Origin of the sequence: Psychrobacter sp. DM4 (assembly GCF_051307035.1) — a bacterium.
Lineage (GTDB): Bacteria > Pseudomonadota > Gammaproteobacteria > Pseudomonadales > Moraxellaceae > Psychrobacter.
In genome coordinates this window covers 429,610-446,463 of record NZ_CP195536.1, presented here as the reverse complement: position 1 = coordinate 446,463, position 16,854 = coordinate 429,610, and the positions used below count along the sequence as shown (strand labels likewise).

Annotated in this window: 14 protein-coding genes; 2 read left to right on the top strand and 12 right to left on the bottom strand. The window is 47.0% G+C overall.

Features of this window, described 5'->3' with window-relative positions; translation table 11 throughout:
• Nucleotides 1-26 precede the first annotated feature (26 nt).
• Nucleotides 27-830, bottom strand: coding sequence for a sulfite exporter TauE/SafE family protein (locus ACR64G_RS01975; protein ID WP_435980613.1), 804 nt, complete (start codon nt 828-830; stop codon nt 27-29).
• A 161-nt stretch (nt 831-991) separates the two neighbouring features.
• Between ACR64G_RS01975 and ACR64G_RS01970 the strand changes: the two genes are divergently transcribed.
• Both ACR64G_RS01970 and ACR64G_RS01965 read left to right on the top strand, forming a co-directional pair.
• Entirely contained in the window at nt 992-1,906 is a 915-nt protein-coding gene (locus tag ACR64G_RS01970; protein WP_435979888.1) for a biotin--[acetyl-CoA-carboxylase] ligase, read from the top strand.
• 49 nt (nt 1,907-1,955) lie between these two features.
• A complete protein-coding gene (locus tag ACR64G_RS01965; RefSeq protein WP_435979887.1) occupies nt 1,956-2,690 on the top strand; it encodes a pantothenate kinase in 735 nt (244 codons plus the stop codon).
• Between the two features lie 156 nt (nt 2,691-2,846).
• Here the strand turns inward: ACR64G_RS01965 and ACR64G_RS01960 are convergent, their stop codons facing one another.
• The 11 genes from ACR64G_RS01960 to ACR64G_RS01910 all read right to left on the bottom strand — a co-directional run bounded on the left by ACR64G_RS01960 (nt 2,847) and on the right by ACR64G_RS01910 (nt 16,737).
• Nucleotides 2,847-4,034: an isovaleryl-CoA dehydrogenase gene (locus tag ACR64G_RS01960; RefSeq protein ID WP_435979886.1), complete on the bottom strand. Its 1,188-nt coding sequence runs from the start codon at nt 4,032-4,034 to the stop codon at nt 2,847-2,849.
• Nucleotides 4,035-4,108: 74 nt separating this feature from the next.
• Nucleotides 4,109-5,029: a hydroxymethylglutaryl-CoA lyase gene (locus ACR64G_RS01955; RefSeq protein WP_435979885.1), complete on the bottom strand. Its 921-nt coding sequence runs from the start codon at nt 5,027-5,029 to the stop codon at nt 4,109-4,111.
• 33 nt (nt 5,030-5,062) lie between these two features.
• Entirely contained in the window at nt 5,063-7,162 is a 2,100-nt protein-coding gene (locus ACR64G_RS01950) for an acetyl/propionyl/methylcrotonyl-CoA carboxylase subunit alpha (RefSeq protein WP_435979884.1), read from the bottom strand.
• A 179-nt stretch (nt 7,163-7,341) separates the two neighbouring features.
• Complete coding sequence (locus ACR64G_RS01945; protein ID WP_435979883.1) at nt 7,342-8,169, bottom strand: enoyl-CoA hydratase/isomerase family protein; 828 nt, start codon at nt 8,167-8,169, stop codon at nt 7,342-7,344.
• Nucleotides 8,170-8,234: 65 nt separating this feature from the next.
• Nucleotides 8,235-9,845, bottom strand: a complete 1,611-nt coding sequence (locus ACR64G_RS01940; protein ID WP_435979882.1) for a carboxyl transferase domain-containing protein — start codon at nt 9,843-9,845, stop codon at nt 8,235-8,237.
• Between the two features lie 68 nt (nt 9,846-9,913).
• A complete protein-coding gene (locus ACR64G_RS01935) occupies nt 9,914-11,668 on the bottom strand; it encodes an AMP-binding protein (protein ID WP_435979881.1) in 1,755 nt (584 codons plus the stop codon).
• A gap of 182 nt (nt 11,669-11,850) precedes the next feature.
• Nucleotides 11,851-13,107: an NAD(P)/FAD-dependent oxidoreductase gene (locus ACR64G_RS01930; protein WP_435979880.1), complete on the bottom strand. Its 1,257-nt coding sequence runs from the start codon at nt 13,105-13,107 to the stop codon at nt 11,851-11,853.
• A gap of 279 nt (nt 13,108-13,386) precedes the next feature.
• Nucleotides 13,387-14,190 (bottom strand): amino acid ABC transporter ATP-binding protein, encoded by an 804-nt coding sequence (locus ACR64G_RS01925; RefSeq protein ID WP_435979879.1) that lies wholly within the window; start codon nt 14,188-14,190, stop codon nt 13,387-13,389.
• A gap of 77 nt (nt 14,191-14,267) precedes the next feature.
• Nucleotides 14,268-14,936: an ABC transporter permease subunit gene (locus ACR64G_RS01920; protein ID WP_435979878.1), complete on the bottom strand. Its 669-nt coding sequence runs from the start codon at nt 14,934-14,936 to the stop codon at nt 14,268-14,270.
• Complete coding sequence (locus ACR64G_RS01915) at nt 14,933-15,679, bottom strand: amino acid ABC transporter permease (protein ID WP_435979877.1); 747 nt, start codon at nt 15,677-15,679, stop codon at nt 14,933-14,935. The genes ACR64G_RS01920 and ACR64G_RS01915 overlap by 4 nt, the downstream gene beginning before the upstream one ends.
• A gap of 83 nt (nt 15,680-15,762) precedes the next feature.
• Nucleotides 15,763-16,737 carry a glutamate/aspartate ABC transporter substrate-binding protein gene (locus tag ACR64G_RS01910; RefSeq protein WP_435979876.1) on the bottom strand — a complete coding sequence of 325 codons (975 nt, stop codon included), beginning with the start codon at nt 16,735-16,737 and terminating at the stop codon, nt 15,763-15,765.
• Between the last annotated feature and the right edge of the window lie 117 nt (nt 16,738-16,854).

Below are 16,854 nucleotides of genomic sequence, written 5' to 3'. Positions count from 1 at the left end.
GGTTTGTCGTTTTTAGAACGCTCAACCTAAATCACCCCAATACCACTTAAAAACAACTGCCCGCCTGCGAATAGGAGTAGTACACCAAACGCACGTTTGAGCGTGAGCGCTGGTAATACATGAGCAAGCTTCGCACCCACTTTTGCCATCGCAAAACTGACGACTGAGATGCATATAAACCCTGAAATATGCACAAAGCCAATCGTGCCCTCAGGCAAATTGACCACGTCTTGTCCAAACCACGCAAATCCCGCCGCGCCTGCTAGCGCAATAGGCAAGCCGCAAGCCGCTGAGGTGCCGACCGACTGTCTCATCGGCAGCCCCGCCCAATTCAAAAATGGTACGGTCAAACTGCCGCCGCCAATGCCAAAGATGGAGGACGCCATACCGATACCAGTACCTGCGCCAAACTGTACGCCTGCGGACGGTAGCGGCTTGCCTACTTGTTCTTTGTTGGAGAAAAACAGCATTTTTAGCGCTACGAGTAATGCACCGATACCGATGATGGCTTGCAACGCTTTGCCATTAATCATGTCCGCAATGCCTGCTCCGACGAGGCTTCCGATGACTAGACCTAATGCCATCTTGCGCCAGACCTCCCAGCGTACCCCGCCGCGTTTATTGTGCGCAGTCAGAGAGCTGATGGACGTCACCACAATGGTTGCCAAAGACGTGCCAATTGCCAAATGCGTGATGACATCAGGCGGAAAATCATAAGCCGTAAATATCCATACGAGTGCAGGCACAATGATCATACCGCCGCCAACGCCGAATAAGCCTGCGCTAACACCTGCAAACGCACCCGCAATCACGAACCACACATATAACATCATTGACGCCACCTTTTAACTCACATGTTTTTGTATCATAATGGCTAGCGCCAAGATCGAACCACACAGTATATCAAAAACTGATGCCAGAGTTATCGGCAGCGCCTTTTTAAATAGTGACAAAATTTACGAGCCCATCCTCTATTACGAGCGTACCCACTATGTTGTCAGACCCGTTATCCAAGCTCAATCATCGCCACCTTATCACTAGTGTCTCAACCAATAGTGAGCTGATAGCAGACATAGAAACCGGCAAATTAGATAGCGATAAGGTTCACCTATTGACCGCTAAAACCCAAAGTGGCGGGCGCGGACAGCATGAGCGCTCTTGGCAATCACCGCTTGGTAATGTCTACCTATCTGTATATCATCCGTATCAAGCGCCTATCAGCGGACTACTCTCTTTGATCGTTGGCGTGAAGCTTGCTGGTATGCCGGTGATTGAAACGATGAATAAGCAATTATGTGCTAAAGGGTTAATTCCTATCGGGGTCAAATGGGCAAATGACTTGGGCTTTTATGCCAAGCAAACCGTTGATATAAGTGTTGATATACCAATTATTCCTTTTAGCAAACTGGCAGGAATATTAATAGAACCAGTATTACGTGATGGAAAAATTCTGGGTGTGGTCATAGGAGTTGGTCTAAACGTAGCGACCACGCCAACACTCACAGTGCAAACTGCTGAAGGTATGAGTTATCAGGCGATAAGCTTGCAAGACATCAAGCAATTGATTGAAGCTGATAACGATAATAATGAATTACCGAACTTAGCGACTCTTTATGAGCAAGTAAGCGACGCTTTGTTGTCAGCGATGACTTGTTTTGCGCAAATAGCATTGGAGCACGCTTGCGTACATCCTTACTATTTACATGATTTTAGGCAGCAGTTTGAGGCAGTCGATGCGCTGGTAGGATTAAAGGTATGCGTGACGCAAACTCGTCACGATCAAGATTATAGAATAGTAGGTCATGCCTGCGGTATAGATACCGATGGCTGTTTGCAATTGCGCCAAGATGACGCTAGTATTTGCACCATTTTTACGGGTCGTATTGATGTGCTAAGCCGCGATTAATTGTTTGTGCAAGTACAATAACAGGGAATGTCATGTTAAAGGGAATATTATGCTCTGGTTAGATCTTGGCAATACTCGGCTCAAATACTGGCTGACTGATGACATCGGGCAAATCGTCACGCACGACGCCAAATTGCATCTGCAAGCGCCCGCTGAGCTACTCATGGGTCTGACCGATCGCTTCGAGAATTATGCACCCGATTTTATCGGTATCTCCTCAGTGCTGGGCGATGAGCTGAACGCAAAGGTATCTAAAACTTTGAGCCAACTCAATATTGCCTTTGAGTTTGTCCATGTTGATGCTGCCCATCCGCTCATGCATAGCCATTATGATGATAGTCAATTAGGCTGTGATCGCTGGCTACAGATGCTGGGCGCGGTCGATAAAAAAAAGCGCCAATGTGTGATCGGTTGCGGTACTGCGGTGACTATTGATCTGATTGATCATGCCACGCATTTAGGCGGCTATATCTTTCCTAATATCTATCTGCAACGCGAATCGCTGTTTTCAGGAACCAAGCAGATTGCGATCTCTAACGGTAGCTTTGATAACTTGACTCAAGGCATGACCACTCAAGACGCGGTACATCGCGGCATTTTATTATCTATTGTTGGCGCTATTAATGAGATTACCCATCGTCATCCCAACTTTGAGCTGATCATGACGGGCGGTGATGCTAACATTATCGCCCAACACGTCAATCGCCCCGTAAGGCTGCGCGATGATTTACTGTTAAATGGACTAGCACGCTATTTTGACCATCGTCAACGGCTGACGGATTAGAGCGTTGTGAGAGAATAAAGCAATAAAAAAGCAGCACGTCTTGGGCGTACTGCTTTTTTATTGTACAAAGACGTTATCAAAACCTTATGCGGCGGGTTACGCTTTGCTAACCGCACCCTACACCGTTTCTCTAAGTTAGAGCAATAGCAGTAGTGGCTATTTTGTCTCGTTAAATAACTCACGACCGACGAGCATACGACGAATCTCACTCGTACCTGCGCCAATCTCATAGAGCTTGGCATCGCGCCATAGGCGTCCAAGCGGATACTCATTGGTATAGCCATTGCCGCCGAAGATTTGAATACCCTCGCCTGCCATCCAAGTGGCTTTTTCGGCGCACCACAAAATAACGCTTGCACAGTCTTTGCGGACTTGGCGGCTGTGACCTGCGCCTTGTGCGTCTAACATATCCAAATTCTTACCGACTGTATATAAAAAGCTACGACCCGCCTGCAAGATGGTATACATATCCGCGACTTTACCCTGAATCAGTTGGAACTCACCGATAGCTTGCCCGAACTGCTTGCGATCATGGATATAGGGAATGACATTGTCCATAACCGCTTGCATGATACCGATAGGGCCCGCCGCTAGTACGGCGCGCTCATAATCCAAGCCGCTCATCAGCACCTTAACACCTTGATTAAGGCCACCCAAGATATTCTCTGCGGGCACTTTGACATTATCAAAAGTCATCTCACCTGTGTGGCTACCGCGCATACCCAGTTTGTCGAGCTTTTGCGCTGTGCCAAAGCCTTCCATACCTTTTTCCACGATAAAGGCGGTCATGCCTTGAGCGCCCAGCTCAGGATTGGTTTTGGCATAGACCACCATCACATCCGCATCAGGGCCGTTTGTAATCCACATTTTGCTACCGTTTAAAAGGTAGCTGCCGTCTTTTTCTTCAGCTTTAAGTGTCATACTGACGACATCTGATCCTGCGCCCGTCTCACTCATGGCGAGTGCACCGATGAATTCACCACTGATAAGCTTGGGCAAGAACTTCTGCTTTTGCGCGTCATTTCCGTTACGTTTGATCTGATTGATGCACAAATTTGAATGTGCGCCATAGCTTAGACCTATAGAGGCAGAAGCGCGGCTGATCTCTTCCATCGCTACCATATGAGCAACATAGCCCATGTCTGAGCCGCCATACTCTTCGGGTACAGTAATACCATGCAAACCGACATCGCCCATCTTTTCCCACAGATCCATAGGGAACTCATCACTGCTGTCGATCTCGCCTGCCCGCGGGGCAATCTCTTTCTCTGCGAACCCTCTGATGACATCGCGTAATGCATCGATATCTTCACCAAGCTGAAAATCTAATCCAGGTAAACTCATACTCTTTCCTTATAGGGTAATATTTGGCTCATTTGATACTAAATAATAGCTACTTTTATAAAATATATGCATTGCTAAGAGGCGCGTTTATTGATAATGGCTCGCGCTACGTTTGAATCATTACGGCGCCCCAAAAATTCACTAATACGCTCGCCTGCGACAACGAGTTTGTCTAGATCAATACCCGTCGTGATCCCCATACCGTGGAGCATATAGACCACATCTTCTGTCGCCACATTGCCCGTGGCGCCTTTAGCATAAGGACAACCGCCAAGACCGGCCACAGAGGTATCAAACTCGCTAATACCTAACTCTAACGCCGCCAAGGTATTGCTGAGTGCCTGACCGTAAGTATCATGAAAGTGACCAGATATTTTTGCGACATCAATGTAGTCAAAGGCAGCTTGGAGGGCGCGCTGAACTTTGATAGGAGTGCCGACACCGATTGTGTCAGCGATGCCGATTTGTTCTACACCAATCTCGACCATGCGTTTGGTGACGTAAGCCACTTGGCTGGGGTCAATCTCACCTTCGTAAGGACAGCCGACGGTACAGGAGATAACACCGCGCACTTTGATGCCGTTTTGCTTGGCGGCGACGACTACAGGCGCAAAACGCTCAATACTCTCATCGATGCTACAGTTGATGTTTTTTTGACTAAAGGTCTCGCTCGCTGAACCAAAGATCACCACTTCATCAGGACGATAATGGAGCGCATTATCAAAGCCGCGCATATTGGGTACGAGCACCGAATAGGTCACGTCATCGCGGCGCGTGTCTGACAGTGCCATCATTAGATCGCTATTGTCACCCATTTGTGGCACCCATTTAGGCGAGACAAAACTGGTGACTTCTAGCTTTTTGACGCCTGCTGCTATCAGATCGTTGATCAACGCTTGCTTAACGGCGGTCGGCACCGTCGCTGATTCGTTTTGTAAGCCATCACGAGGACTCACATCAACAATGCGGACATGATCTGGATATAAGTTACTCATAAATGCCGTCCTTTTGTGTAAGCCCTAACCTTTTTACTCATCAGAAGCGCTGTCTATACGCAGTAACTCATCACCATCAGCGACCGAGTCACCTGCACTAAATAACAACTCAGCAACCACGCCATCTGTTGGCGCGGTAATGGTATGCTCAATCTTCATCGCTTCAATGACGGCTAATGGCTCGCCTTTTTTGACCGTATCACCAACATTAACTTTGAAGGCGACTACTTGACCTGGCATTGGCGATTTTAAACTACCAACAGCGGCGCTCTCTTCGCCTACGTGCGCCATGATATCGATGAGGGTGATCTGGTCACGACCGCGATCGGTAAAGACATATACTGTCTTGCTATGTACCCAGCTTTGCGCGCTGATTCGAGCGCCGTCCAGCCACAAGGTATGATTGTGCGCATCAATACTATTGTAGCTGACCTGATACTCATAAACACCATTTAGAGGTGCTGAAGTCTCTTGTTTAGCGTCCTCTTCGTTAGTATCTTTTTCAATAATAAGCGTAAAGCTGCTAGCTTGCGCGCCGCTTGCTTGAGAATTGAGCCAGTCGCTGATACGAGCAATATAGGACTGTTCATTATAAACTAAGCTAAACGAACGCGCGTAATCGGTATAAGCCCGAAAGCCTGTCGGCTGACTAAAGGGATCAATATCATTTTGAGTGCTACTCAGTCTTGCTGACGATTCAGCGGCGAGCTGCTGTACAATCGCGGTCGTCACAAGCGTTGATAGCTTAAGCGGTTGTTGATTGAACAAGACTTTTGCTTCACGCTCAATCAAAGCCGTGTCGAGATTGGCTTGACTAAAGGAGTCGGTATTGATGACATAACGTAAGAATGCCACGTTATTAGGCAGACCAACGATACGCGTTAGTTCTAGCGCCTGATCCATTTTGGCTAATGCTTGCGCGCGCGTTGGCGCATGGACGATGAGTTTGGCAATCATAGAGTCATAAAATGGACTGATAACATCGCCTTCGCGTACGCCATCATCAATACGCACATCATCGATGATAAAGGTACTGTGCTTAGGTTTTTGATAAGTGAACAGCGTACCTGTCGCTGGCAAAAAATTATTATCAGGGTTCTCTGCGCAAATACGCGCCTCAATCGCATGACCGTTTATCGCAAGCTCATCTTGCGTCTTTGGTAATGGCAAGCCTGCGGCGACCAGTAACTGCCATTCAACCAAATCAACCCCCGTGATCGCTTCACTAACAGGATGCTCAACTTGTAATCGAGTGTTCATTTCCATGAAATAAAAATTCATGCCCGCGTCGCGCGGTTCAACGATGAATTCAACTGTGCCTGCACCCACGTAGTCGACTGCGCGCGCCGCTTCGATCGCGGCAATGCCCATGGCCTCACGCATAGAGTCATCAACGCCAGGCGCAGGCGCTTCTTCTAATACTTTTTGGTGGCGACGCTGTACCGAACAATCGCGCTCGAACAGATGCACGTAATTGCCCTGACTGTCGCCAAAGACTTGAATCTCAATATGACGCGGTTTTAGCGCATACTTTTCGATAAGTACTTGGTCATCACCAAAACTGGTAATAGCCTCTCGGCGGCATGAGTCTAGCAAATTTATAAAATCGCCACTGTTTTCGACGATGCGCATGCCTTTACCGCCGCCGCCCGCGCTCGCTTTAATCAGTACCGGATAACCAACAGCGTCCGCTTGCGCCTTTAAAAAATCCTTGTCTTGATTGTCGCCATGATAGCCCGGTATAAGCGGCACGCCAGCGGCTTCCATCAAGCGCTTGGATTCAGACTTACCGCCCATGGCGCGTATCGCGTCAGCAGATGGCCCAATAAAAGCAATACCTGCATCTTGACAAGCCTGCGCAAAATCCGCATTTTCACTCAAAAACCCATAACCGGGATGTATAGCCTGCGCGCCGCGCTCTTTGGCAATAGCAATGATAGCATCGCCTTTTAGGTAGCTATCTTTTGGGGCTGATCCGCCCAGATAGACGGCTTCATCACAGATAGCCACATGCTTGGCATATTGGTCCGCATCTGAGTAAACTGCGACCGTACGCACACCCAAACGCTTAGCAGTCGCTGCTACTCGGCAAGCAATTTCGCCACGGTTGGCGATTAGAATCTTTGAGAACATAGCTATCCTTGTCTTTGCCTTTTTATTTCTATGACAACCTCTATACTGACTTAACCAACTCTTTGAGCCCGCTTTATTACGCACAGTCTGTGAGATTAGGGTCTTCAATTATAGGGCTAGTATTAATATATCTATTATCTATGTATTTATTAAATATTTAGTTATTAGATATTTAATTGTTAGCTAAGCCAATTGGGCTTACGCTTTTGCAAAAAGGCTTGCACGCCCTCGCGTCCTTGCTCTGATGATCTGATATCAGCGATACCTTTTACCGTATGTGCTATTAGTGCATCGTCGATCGGGGCGCCTGCGACTTCGTGGAGCAAATGCTTACAAGTCTTGAGGGCATCAGGGCTATTCTTCGCTATTTTTGCACACAACGCTGCGACGACGTCTTCAAGCGCCTCCTCACTGACGCGCTCATGGACAAAGCCCAATTGACGCGCTTTTTTGGTATCAAAAATCTCGGCGCTCAAAAAGTACCGCTGTGACGCACGTGCGCCCAATGCGCGTATCACATAAGGACTAATCGTTGCAGGCGCTAGGCCTAAACGTACCTCACTTAAGCAAAAATTAGCAATCTTTACCGCGATAGCGATATCACAGACAGCGACCAAGCCCATGCCACCTGCATATACGTCGCCTTGAATAGCAGCGATAGTAGGCTTAGGACACTCGTAAATGGTCTTGAGCATTTGCGCTAATTTGTCGGCATCGGCTAGATTTTCGTCATAATCGTAGTCTGCCATCGCGCGCATCCAGTTGAGATCTGCACCTGCGCAAAACGCTTTTCCTGCTGCGGCTAAGACGATAACGCGTACTTTGTCATCAGCTCCTAGTTGCTCAAATGCCGCAGTCAATTCGCCTATCATCTCATCGTTAAAAGCATTACGTACTTCAGGACGGTTTAAGGTCACCGTAGCCACATGTCCGTCAGTTGCGACGAGTAGATTGTTGTAGTTATCAGTCTTCTGTACTAAGTCTTGCTGTCCTAAGTCTTTTTGCATAACTCTCTCTTTAACTTTTATGGCTATTTATATTTTTGTGGCTTATTCATGTTTTCATACCGGGCCTACATTCTGAACACACCAAATGTCGTCTCTTCGATTGGGGCGTTATAGGCAGCGCTCAATCCTAAGGCCAGTACATTACGCGTATCAGCAGGGTCAATCACACCATCATCCCACAAGCGCGCTGTTGCATAATAAGGATGGCCTTGCTCCTCATACATATCGCGAATAGGCGCTTTCAATGCTGCTTCGTCGGCATCACTCCACGCCTCACCTTTACGATCAAAGTTATCACGCTTGACCGTTGCCAGTACCGACGCCGCTTGCTCACCGCCCATGACTGAAATGCGAGCATTGGGCCACATCCACAAAAATCGCGGACTATAAGCGCGGCCGCACATGCCGTAGTTACCTGCGCCAAACGAGCCGCCAACGATGACCGTAAACTTTGGCACTTTGGCATTGGCAACCGCCATGACCATCTTGGCACCATGGCGAGCAATACCTTCGTTTTCGTACTTACGGCCCACCATAAAGCCGGTGATATTTTGCAAAAACACCAAAGGAATTTTACGCTTACAGCACAGCTCAATAAAATGCGTACTCTTTTGAGCGGACTCACTAAACAAGATGCCGTTGTTAGCGATGATGCCCACTGGCATACCCTCGATATGAGCAAAACCACAAATGATAGTGGTAGCAAAACGCGCTTTGAATTCATCAAAAGCACTGTCATCAACGATACGAGCGATGATTTCTCTAACATCAAAAGGTTGGCGCTTGTCCGTTGGGATAATGCCGTACAACTCTTTGGCATCGTAACGCGGCGGGCGCGGCATGATTTGATTGGGAATATGTTTAGCAGGGCGATTGAGATGAGAGACGATATCACGCGCTATTGATAAGGCATGCGTATCGTTTTGTGCGAGATAATCGACGACCCCAGATAGACGCGTATGCACGTCACCACCGCCTAGATCCTCAGCACTGACCTCCTCTCCTGTCGCGGCCTTGACCAGTGGCGGGCCACCCAAAAAGATAGTCCCTTGATCTTTGACAATAATAGATTCATCGCTCATCGCTGGCACATAAGCGCCACCTGCCGTGCAGCTACCCATGACCACGGCAATCTGCGGAATACCCGCCGCGCTAAGCGTCGCTTGATTAAAAAAGATACGCCCAAAGTCGTCTTTGTCAGGGAAAACTTCGTCTTGATTGGGCAAATTAGCGCCACCTGAATCAACCAAATAGACACAAGGTAGATGGTTTTCTTGCGCAATCTCTTGCGCGCGCAAATGCTTTTTGACCGTCATGGGGTAATACGTACCACCTTTGACCGTGGCATCATTACAGACGATCATACACTCAATACCATTGATGCGACCGATACCTGCGATCAGGCCAGCCGCTGGAATATCTTCGCCATACATATCGTGCGCGGCCATCGGTGCTACTTCTAAGAATGGCGTCCCGACATCGAGCAGGCGCTCAACGCGCTCGCGAGGTAACAGCTTTCCACGGGCTAGATGCTTGGCACGCGCGCGCTCCGAGCCACCTTTTGCAACTTTGCGCAGATGCTCATATAGATCGTCGACGATAGTTTGCATCGCCGCGCTATTTTGCTGAAATTCATTTGAGTTTGCGCTTAACTTACTGGTAATGATGGCACTCATGGTATTCCTTTGTTGGTCTTCTACTTCGCTATTGATCTATCATAGGAACGCATAGACATGAGCTAAGACTATACTAAGCCCAACTCTTTTTTCATTTGCTCGATGATTTTATATTTTTGAATTTTACCAGTGATGGTCATTGGATACTCGTTAACGAAACGATAATAGGTCGGTACTTTATAATGGGCAATATTATTGCGGCAGAACTCTTTGACTTCATCCTCGGTCAAGCAATCTGGCTCTTTTGGAATTATTAAAGCCGCTAATACCTCGCCATAGCGCTTATCGGGAATACCGACAACTTGTACATCGCGGATCTTGGGATGACGATATAGATAGTTTTCGATCTCAACGGGATAGATATTCTCGCCGCCACGTATGACCATATCTTTGCTACGACCGACAACTTTGACATAACCATCCTCATCCATTGTTGCCAAATCTCCTGTATGCATCCAGCCCTCGCGAATAGCTTCGCGGGTCTTAAAACGGCTGCCCCAATAGCCTTTCATCACCGAATAACCGCGCGTAAGTAGCTCGCCTGTTTCTCCAAGTGGAACAATCTCACCCGTTTCAGTATCGACGACTTTGACTTCAAGGGCCGGCTGAACCAGACCGACGGTTGAGACTTGCTTCTCAAGCGGGGTATGCTTATTGGTCTGACAGGACACCGGACTAGTTTCGGTCATGCCATAAGCGATAGTGACCTCATCCATATGCATCTTATCAATGACGCGGCGCATGACTTCAATCGGGCAACTAGAACCTGCCATGATGCCTGTGCGTAGCGTCGATAAGTCATATTGAGCAAAATCAGGATGATCGAGCATAGCGATAAACATCGTTGGCACACCATGAAGCGCGGTACACTTCTCAGCCTGCACCGCGTGCAATACGCTGAGCGGCTCAAAACCATCGTTGGGATAAACGATGCAGCCGCCGTGAGTGAGAATGGCTAAGTTACCAAGCACCATACCAAAGCAATGATACAGCGGTACAGGAATGCACAAGATATCCTCTTCCGTGAGATTCATGGCCTCACCGATAAAGTAGCCGTTATTAAGAATATTGCGGTGCGTTAAGGTTGCGCCCTTGGGTGTGCCAGTTGTACCACTGGTAAATTGTACGTTAATAGCGTCAGTATTTTTGAGTTGAGCTTGACGCTTGGCGATACGCGGATCGTTCGCGTTGCCTTCGCTCATCCAATCGGAGAACCTTTGCATATAATCGAAGTTATCGTCATTGCCTGGCTCATCGATCCAAATAACGCGCTCAATCGTAGGAATCTCGACTAAATCTAGCTGGTTGTAAGTTTTGTGATAAATCTCAGGACATAGCTCGCGCACCATCTGCGCGTAGTCGCTACTTTTGAAATGGCGCATAAGTACTAGCACCGAGCAGCCTAGTTTGTTAAGCGAGTATTGAAGCTCAAAAGTGCGGTAGGCTGGGTTAATATTGACCAGTACGATACCGACCTTTGCGGTTGCCAGTTGCATAAGCAGCCACTCGCTATTGTTATGCGACCAGATGCCAATACGATCACCGATCTCAAGTCCCATCTCTATAATGGCGCTCGCAAGCTTATTGACCTGCTGTTGTAGCTCTTTATAAGTCCAGCGGATATTTTGGTGTGAGGATACTAACGCTGGGCGCTCTGGATATCTATAGGCAATAGCATCAAAAAAATCACCGATAGTCGCTTCAATAAGCGGGACATCAGGACCTTTATCGTAGCTTTGATTGAGCGGTGCATTAGTAGAATGCGCGCCCATATTTATACTTGGAATATTATTAAGAATAGTATCAAAATTAGTTTGAGTCATAACGAGTCCTTTCGTTTTGCTTATCTGTAGAGCTACAATAAAACGTAAAGCCTACGTACAAGTCAATACTATAGCGCCTTCATTCAAGACTTGTCAATAATACTGATACGTTATGTATCATTTAAACGATTTTGATTCTAGTTAACGTTTAAGCGTAGGTTACTGTTTGACTACTATACTATTTACACTACTACAGGCGCTTTGATAGTCACTGTTGCGCTGACCTCCTGACTATCATTTAGTAAAGTCATGACCAACTCGTCCTCACTTTCTGTTGTGATCTGCCAGTTGCCGCTCGCATGCGGCGTGCCTACGACCATGACTGATATTGCTTTGTTTTTAAGACGTATCATAGGCGGCTTATGCTCATAACCATTATGCGTTAGACCCAAAATATCATCTGCGATAGTCGCAGCTTGCGCTCGTAATGGTGCCACATAACGACAGGCCACGCCATCAATCGACATACAATCACCAATAGCATAAATAGGGTGTGACTGAGCCTGCTTAGATTCGCCTAAGCTTGATTGAGCTTGCAGCGTTGAGGCATCAACGACAATACCCGTACGGCGATCAAACTCTATACCTGCTGCTGCGGGCAACTTATCATCAACGATAAGACCGGTGCTGGCAATCACGTGATCCACGATTAAGCTTGTAGGTTGTTTTTCTATAGACTCGCTGTCGTTCTTTAAAGGCTCACAACTAAGCGTCAGCGTGTCATCATCATTGCGGCTCACGCTTGTGACTTGATAACCGCCCAAGAATTGTATGCCTTGTGACTCTATCGCCTTGGCAATACGAGCGGTAGCCTTTGTAGGTAGCATTTGTGCAAGCGGCGCGTCGTTTAAATCGAGCAAAGTAACTTTGTGACCCGCTTTGAGTAAATCCTCTGCGATTTCAGTGCCTACCATGCCAGCACCAACGATAGCAACGCGTTGACTGCCCGATCCCAGCTTCTCTTGCAACTGCCCAAAGCGCTCAATATGGTTAACATGCCAGACCAAATCCTCAGGTAAACTTTTTGGAAAAATAGGATGCGCGCCCATTGCTAGCACCAGTTTGTCGTAGCTCACTGAGGCATAACTCATAGTAACAGGGTCTAAGCGGGTCGCTGAGACTAGATGCAGCTGTTGATTGACCGCATCGATATCACTGACTTGCGTATCAGCAAGCAAAGTTACATTAGCGGTTTGCGCCGCATCAGCGCCCGTTGCTCTCACCAAATCTGCGGCGAGTTTGTTTTGACTGATTGCCATTGTTAGCATGGGCTTATGATAACGGTCACCGCTATCTGCGGTGATTAAGGTAATTGGAACATCCTTATCTTTGCTACGAATAGCATCGATTACGTGCCAGCCTGCCAAACCTGCGCCAATGATAACAACGCCATGTTGGGTAGAGGATACTTGCGCAGTTAGTGAGTTTTGATCCATCATATAAGCTCCGATTTTGCTGTATTCTTTATCATTTTGGTAGAGTCTGTTACATTCGAGTACTAGGATGACTTGACCGATTTTAGCTGTCAGCAGTACCTTCTTTTGAATGTTCAACAGACCCTATTTTAGATGCGAGAGTATAAAAGTAAGATATCTATTGTAACAACAAACCAAGAACACTTGTAAGCTCAAAGCACTGCTACAAAAGATAAATGTAAAATCTTACAAACACAAAAAAACGCCCTCTAAAGGGCGTTTTAATAGTACTGATAATCAAGGTTAGTGATTTAAAATCTTTGATAAGAATTGCTGCGCGCGCGCGCTTTTTGCGCCTTCAAAGAACTCATCTTTACTACAGTTCTCAACGATATGGCCTTCATCCATAAAAATGATGCGATTGGCAACTTGACTGGCAAAACCCATCTCGTGGGTGACGCACATCATGGTCATGCCATCACGGGTCAGCTCTACCATCACATCGAGCACTTCTTGAATCATCTCAGGATCTAGTGCTGAGGTTGGCTCATCGAACAGCATAGCTATCGGATCCATTGCCAAAGCACGGGCAATCGCTACCCGCTGCTGCTGACCACCAGAGAGTTCTGCTGGGTACTTAGCGGCTTGTACCGTTAGACCAACGCGATCAAGATAAGCCATGGCTTTCTTTTTGGCCTCGTCCTCTTTTCGGCCCAAGACTTTGACTTGTGCCACTGTCAAGTTATCGATGATAGTCAAATGCGGGAACAGCTCAAAATGCTGAAATACCATACCGACGCGGCTACGTAGCTTTGGCAGGTTAGTCTTAGATGCGCCAACCGAGATGCCATTGACCATGATTTGCCCTTTTTGAAAGGGTTCTAGACCATTGACCGTTTTGATCAAAGTCGACTTACCACTACCTGAGGGACCGCAAACGACGACAACGTCGCCTCTATGCACGTGCGCGGTACAATCAGTCAATACTTGAAAGTCGCCATACCATTTGCTGACGCTATCAATTTCAATGACCCTCTCATCAGTAGCATGGCCGTTATTTGTCACCAGTCCACCGAAGTCATTTGTGTATGTGTCAGCTTTGCTCATCGCAGGCTCCTAGCCATATTTTTTGAATAGTTGCGGCATAAAACGTCAAAATTAGTACGACATACCGCGTGATAGCTCTAAAATCTTAATCGTTTTTGTACGTGTTGCACGCCAATAGACGCGCCCAAACTAATGATAAAGTACACCGCACCTGCGCCTAATATATAAGGTGTCAATAAGCCCATCAGCTCACCGCGTACGTAGGCGGCGCGAAAAAAGTCCGTCAAACCGATAGCGAACACCAGCGTCGTATCTTGGAACAGAATAATACATTGCTGAAGTATCAGTGGCAGCATCTTACGAAACGCCTGTGGCAAAATAACCAAACGCATCGTTTGCCCGTACGTCATGCCAAGCGCTTTGGCAGCATTGACCTGTCCACTTCCAATCGATTGAATACCAGCGCGTACGACTTCAGAGAAGTACGCCGCCTCGAACATCATAAAGGCGACCACACAGGAGGCAAAGGCGGCATCAAGTTGCAAGTATTTGCCTACAACCCAAAAGTAGATCATCGGTACGGCAAAGTAAAACCAAAGCAGTACTAATAGTAGCGGCACTGACCGAAAATAGTTGACGTACAATTTAGCAGGGATCTCTAAAACTTTAATACCAGATAAACGCATCAAAGCGAGTACCGTGCCTAAACTAATACCACCCAAGATCGCTAAAAATAATACTTTGAGCGTAGTAAGCATACCGCCTAATAGACCAGGATATGCGGTCGCAAGTTCAGTCATATTCATTTTTGACTCCCAGCGATAAGCCCAGGTACGCGCAGCTTACGCTCAATCAAGCCCATAATAGCAATCAGTGATAGATTAAAGACCAGATAGATAATCGTCGCGTAAGTATAAATCTCAAGGCTATTTTGGGTATATTCACTAATAGTCTTGGTCTGACTAATCAGCTCCATGACCCCAACTAAAGAGGCGACCGAAGCATTTTTGAAGCAGTTGGTCAGCTCTGAGCTTAAGGGCGGTAGAATAATACGAAAGGCTTGCGGCAGTAGGACTTGCTTGTACGCTTGAGGAATAGTGAACCCGAGGGCATAAGCGGCGTTGATCTGCCCTTGCGGTAAGGATTCAATGCCTGTGCGTACTTGCTCCACGATACGCGCTGCGGTAAATAGACCAAGACCGATACTCGCTGAGAGCATCGCTGAGGTATTCGGAGACAAGTCTCTATACCACCAGTCCTGCAAGGCGGGCGTAAGCCAACCAGGGGCGACATAGAACCAGAAGAATAATTGTACGAGTAGCGGAATATTGCGAAAAAAGGTTACATAAGCGGTGCCGATACGACGCGCGGTTTTGTTCGGTAGCGTGCGCATAATACCAAAGATAGTACCGATGACCATAGCAATGGTCCACGCGATGCTACCGATCAATAGCAGCCAGCCAAGACCAGTAATCATCCAGTGAATATATAGCTCATTACCGATGCCAGTATGCTCAAAGAGCACACCCCAGTTCCAGCTATAGTTCATAACGGTCTCTCCAAGCTGCGATAAATAAGCTTGCCTACTGAACGATTAATTCTGTAGGCAAGCAGCTGTATTGAAGGACGGTGTTACTGCGCCATAGCCGTTTTTGGTTGCGCGCTGTCATGCGGATTTGCAATGAGGGCTTTTAGATTGTCTGACATCTCAAAGTTCAAATTGACATTTTTTGGTGGAATGGGGTTTAAGAACCATTTGCTATAAATATCATTGATCTCACCTGAGCTATAGACATCGTTAAGCGCTTTATTGACCACAGCTTTAAATTCAGGATCGTCTTTACGCATCATACAGCCATAGATCTCAAATGATTGCGGCGTACCAACGATAGCCCATTCATCAGGATTTTTGGCTTTGGCTTTTTCGCCTGCAAGCAACACATCATCCATCATAAAGGCATCAGCACGACCGTTTTCTAGCATGAGGAAGCCCTCGCCATGATCTTTGGCTGAGATAACATTGGTATCCATCTGCTTTTCATCGATATACTGGCGAATATAACGCTCTGAAGTCGTCCCTGCTGTCGTCACCAACGTTTTATCTGCTAGGTTTTCAAAATCACTAATGCCAGAGTCGGTCTTAGTCAATAGACGCGTGCCAATCTCAAAGAAACCATTTGAGAAGGCTACTTGTTCTTGACGCTCTTCGTTATTGGTTGTAGAACCACATTCAAAATCGACGGTACCGTTCTGTACAAGAGGGATACGAGTTTGTGACGTAATAAGATTATAGCGAACATTGAGATCTGGCATATTAAGGTTTTGCTTGATAGCCTCAACGACTTTCATCTCCAAATCGTGTGCATAACCCATTGGCTGATTGGGATCATCAGCGATATAAGAGAACGGAATTGATGAGTCGCGGTAACCGACCACAATAGTGCCCGAGTCTTTGATTTTTTGTAGGGTACCGTTAGGGTTTGCGGCAGCTTCCGTCGCTGCGCCATCTACTGGTGTTTCGTCAGTTGCGGTTTGATTACTACAACCAGATAAGCCTAGTGCTATAAGAGCTACTAACGTTAGAGGTTTTGATAGAGCGTGAGCCATGGGATACATCCTTTTATAACAATACTAATTAGAGAACGCTTATGCGTTAATCCTACTATCGCTATGCGTCCTTTTGGTTACTTACGTTCATAATAGTGCAACCTTGTGTTACTTTAC

Coding starts and splice junctions, on each gene's coding strand:
- ACR64G_RS01975 (WP_435980613.1), bottom strand. CDS start 830: ATGTTATATGTGTGGTTCGTGATTGCGGGTGCGTTTGCAGGTGTTAGC.
- ACR64G_RS01970 (WP_435979888.1), top strand. CDS start 992: ATGTTGTCAGACCCGTTATCCAAGCTCAATCATCGCCACCTTATCACT.
- ACR64G_RS01965 (WP_435979887.1), top strand. CDS start 1,956: ATGCTCTGGTTAGATCTTGGCAATACTCGGCTCAAATACTGGCTGACT.
- ACR64G_RS01960 (WP_435979886.1), bottom strand. CDS start 4,034: ATGAGTTTACCTGGATTAGATTTTCAGCTTGGTGAAGATATCGATGCA.
- ACR64G_RS01955 (WP_435979885.1), bottom strand. CDS start 5,029: ATGAGTAACTTATATCCAGATCATGTCCGCATTGTTGATGTGAGTCCT.
- ACR64G_RS01950 (WP_435979884.1), bottom strand. CDS start 7,162: ATGTTCTCAAAGATTCTAATCGCCAACCGTGGCGAAATTGCTTGCCGA.
- ACR64G_RS01945 (WP_435979883.1), bottom strand. CDS start 8,169: ATGCAAAAAGACTTAGGACAGCAAGACTTAGTACAGAAGACTGATAAC.
- ACR64G_RS01940 (WP_435979882.1), bottom strand. CDS start 9,845: ATGAGTGCCATCATTACCAGTAAGTTAAGCGCAAACTCAAATGAATTT.
- ACR64G_RS01935 (WP_435979881.1), bottom strand. CDS start 11,668: ATGACTCAAACTAATTTTGATACTATTCTTAATAATATTCCAAGTATA.
- ACR64G_RS01930 (WP_435979880.1), bottom strand. CDS start 13,107: ATGATGGATCAAAACTCACTAACTGCGCAAGTATCCTCTACCCAACAT.
- ACR64G_RS01925 (WP_435979879.1), bottom strand. CDS start 14,190: ATGAGCAAAGCTGACACATACACAAATGACTTCGGTGGACTGGTGACA.
- ACR64G_RS01920 (WP_435979878.1), bottom strand. CDS start 14,936: ATGAATATGACTGAACTTGCGACCGCATATCCTGGTCTATTAGGCGGT.
- ACR64G_RS01915 (WP_435979877.1), bottom strand. CDS start 15,679: ATGAACTATAGCTGGAACTGGGGTGTGCTCTTTGAGCATACTGGCATC.
- ACR64G_RS01910 (WP_435979876.1), bottom strand. CDS start 16,737: ATGGCTCACGCTCTATCAAAACCTCTAACGTTAGTAGCTCTTATAGCA.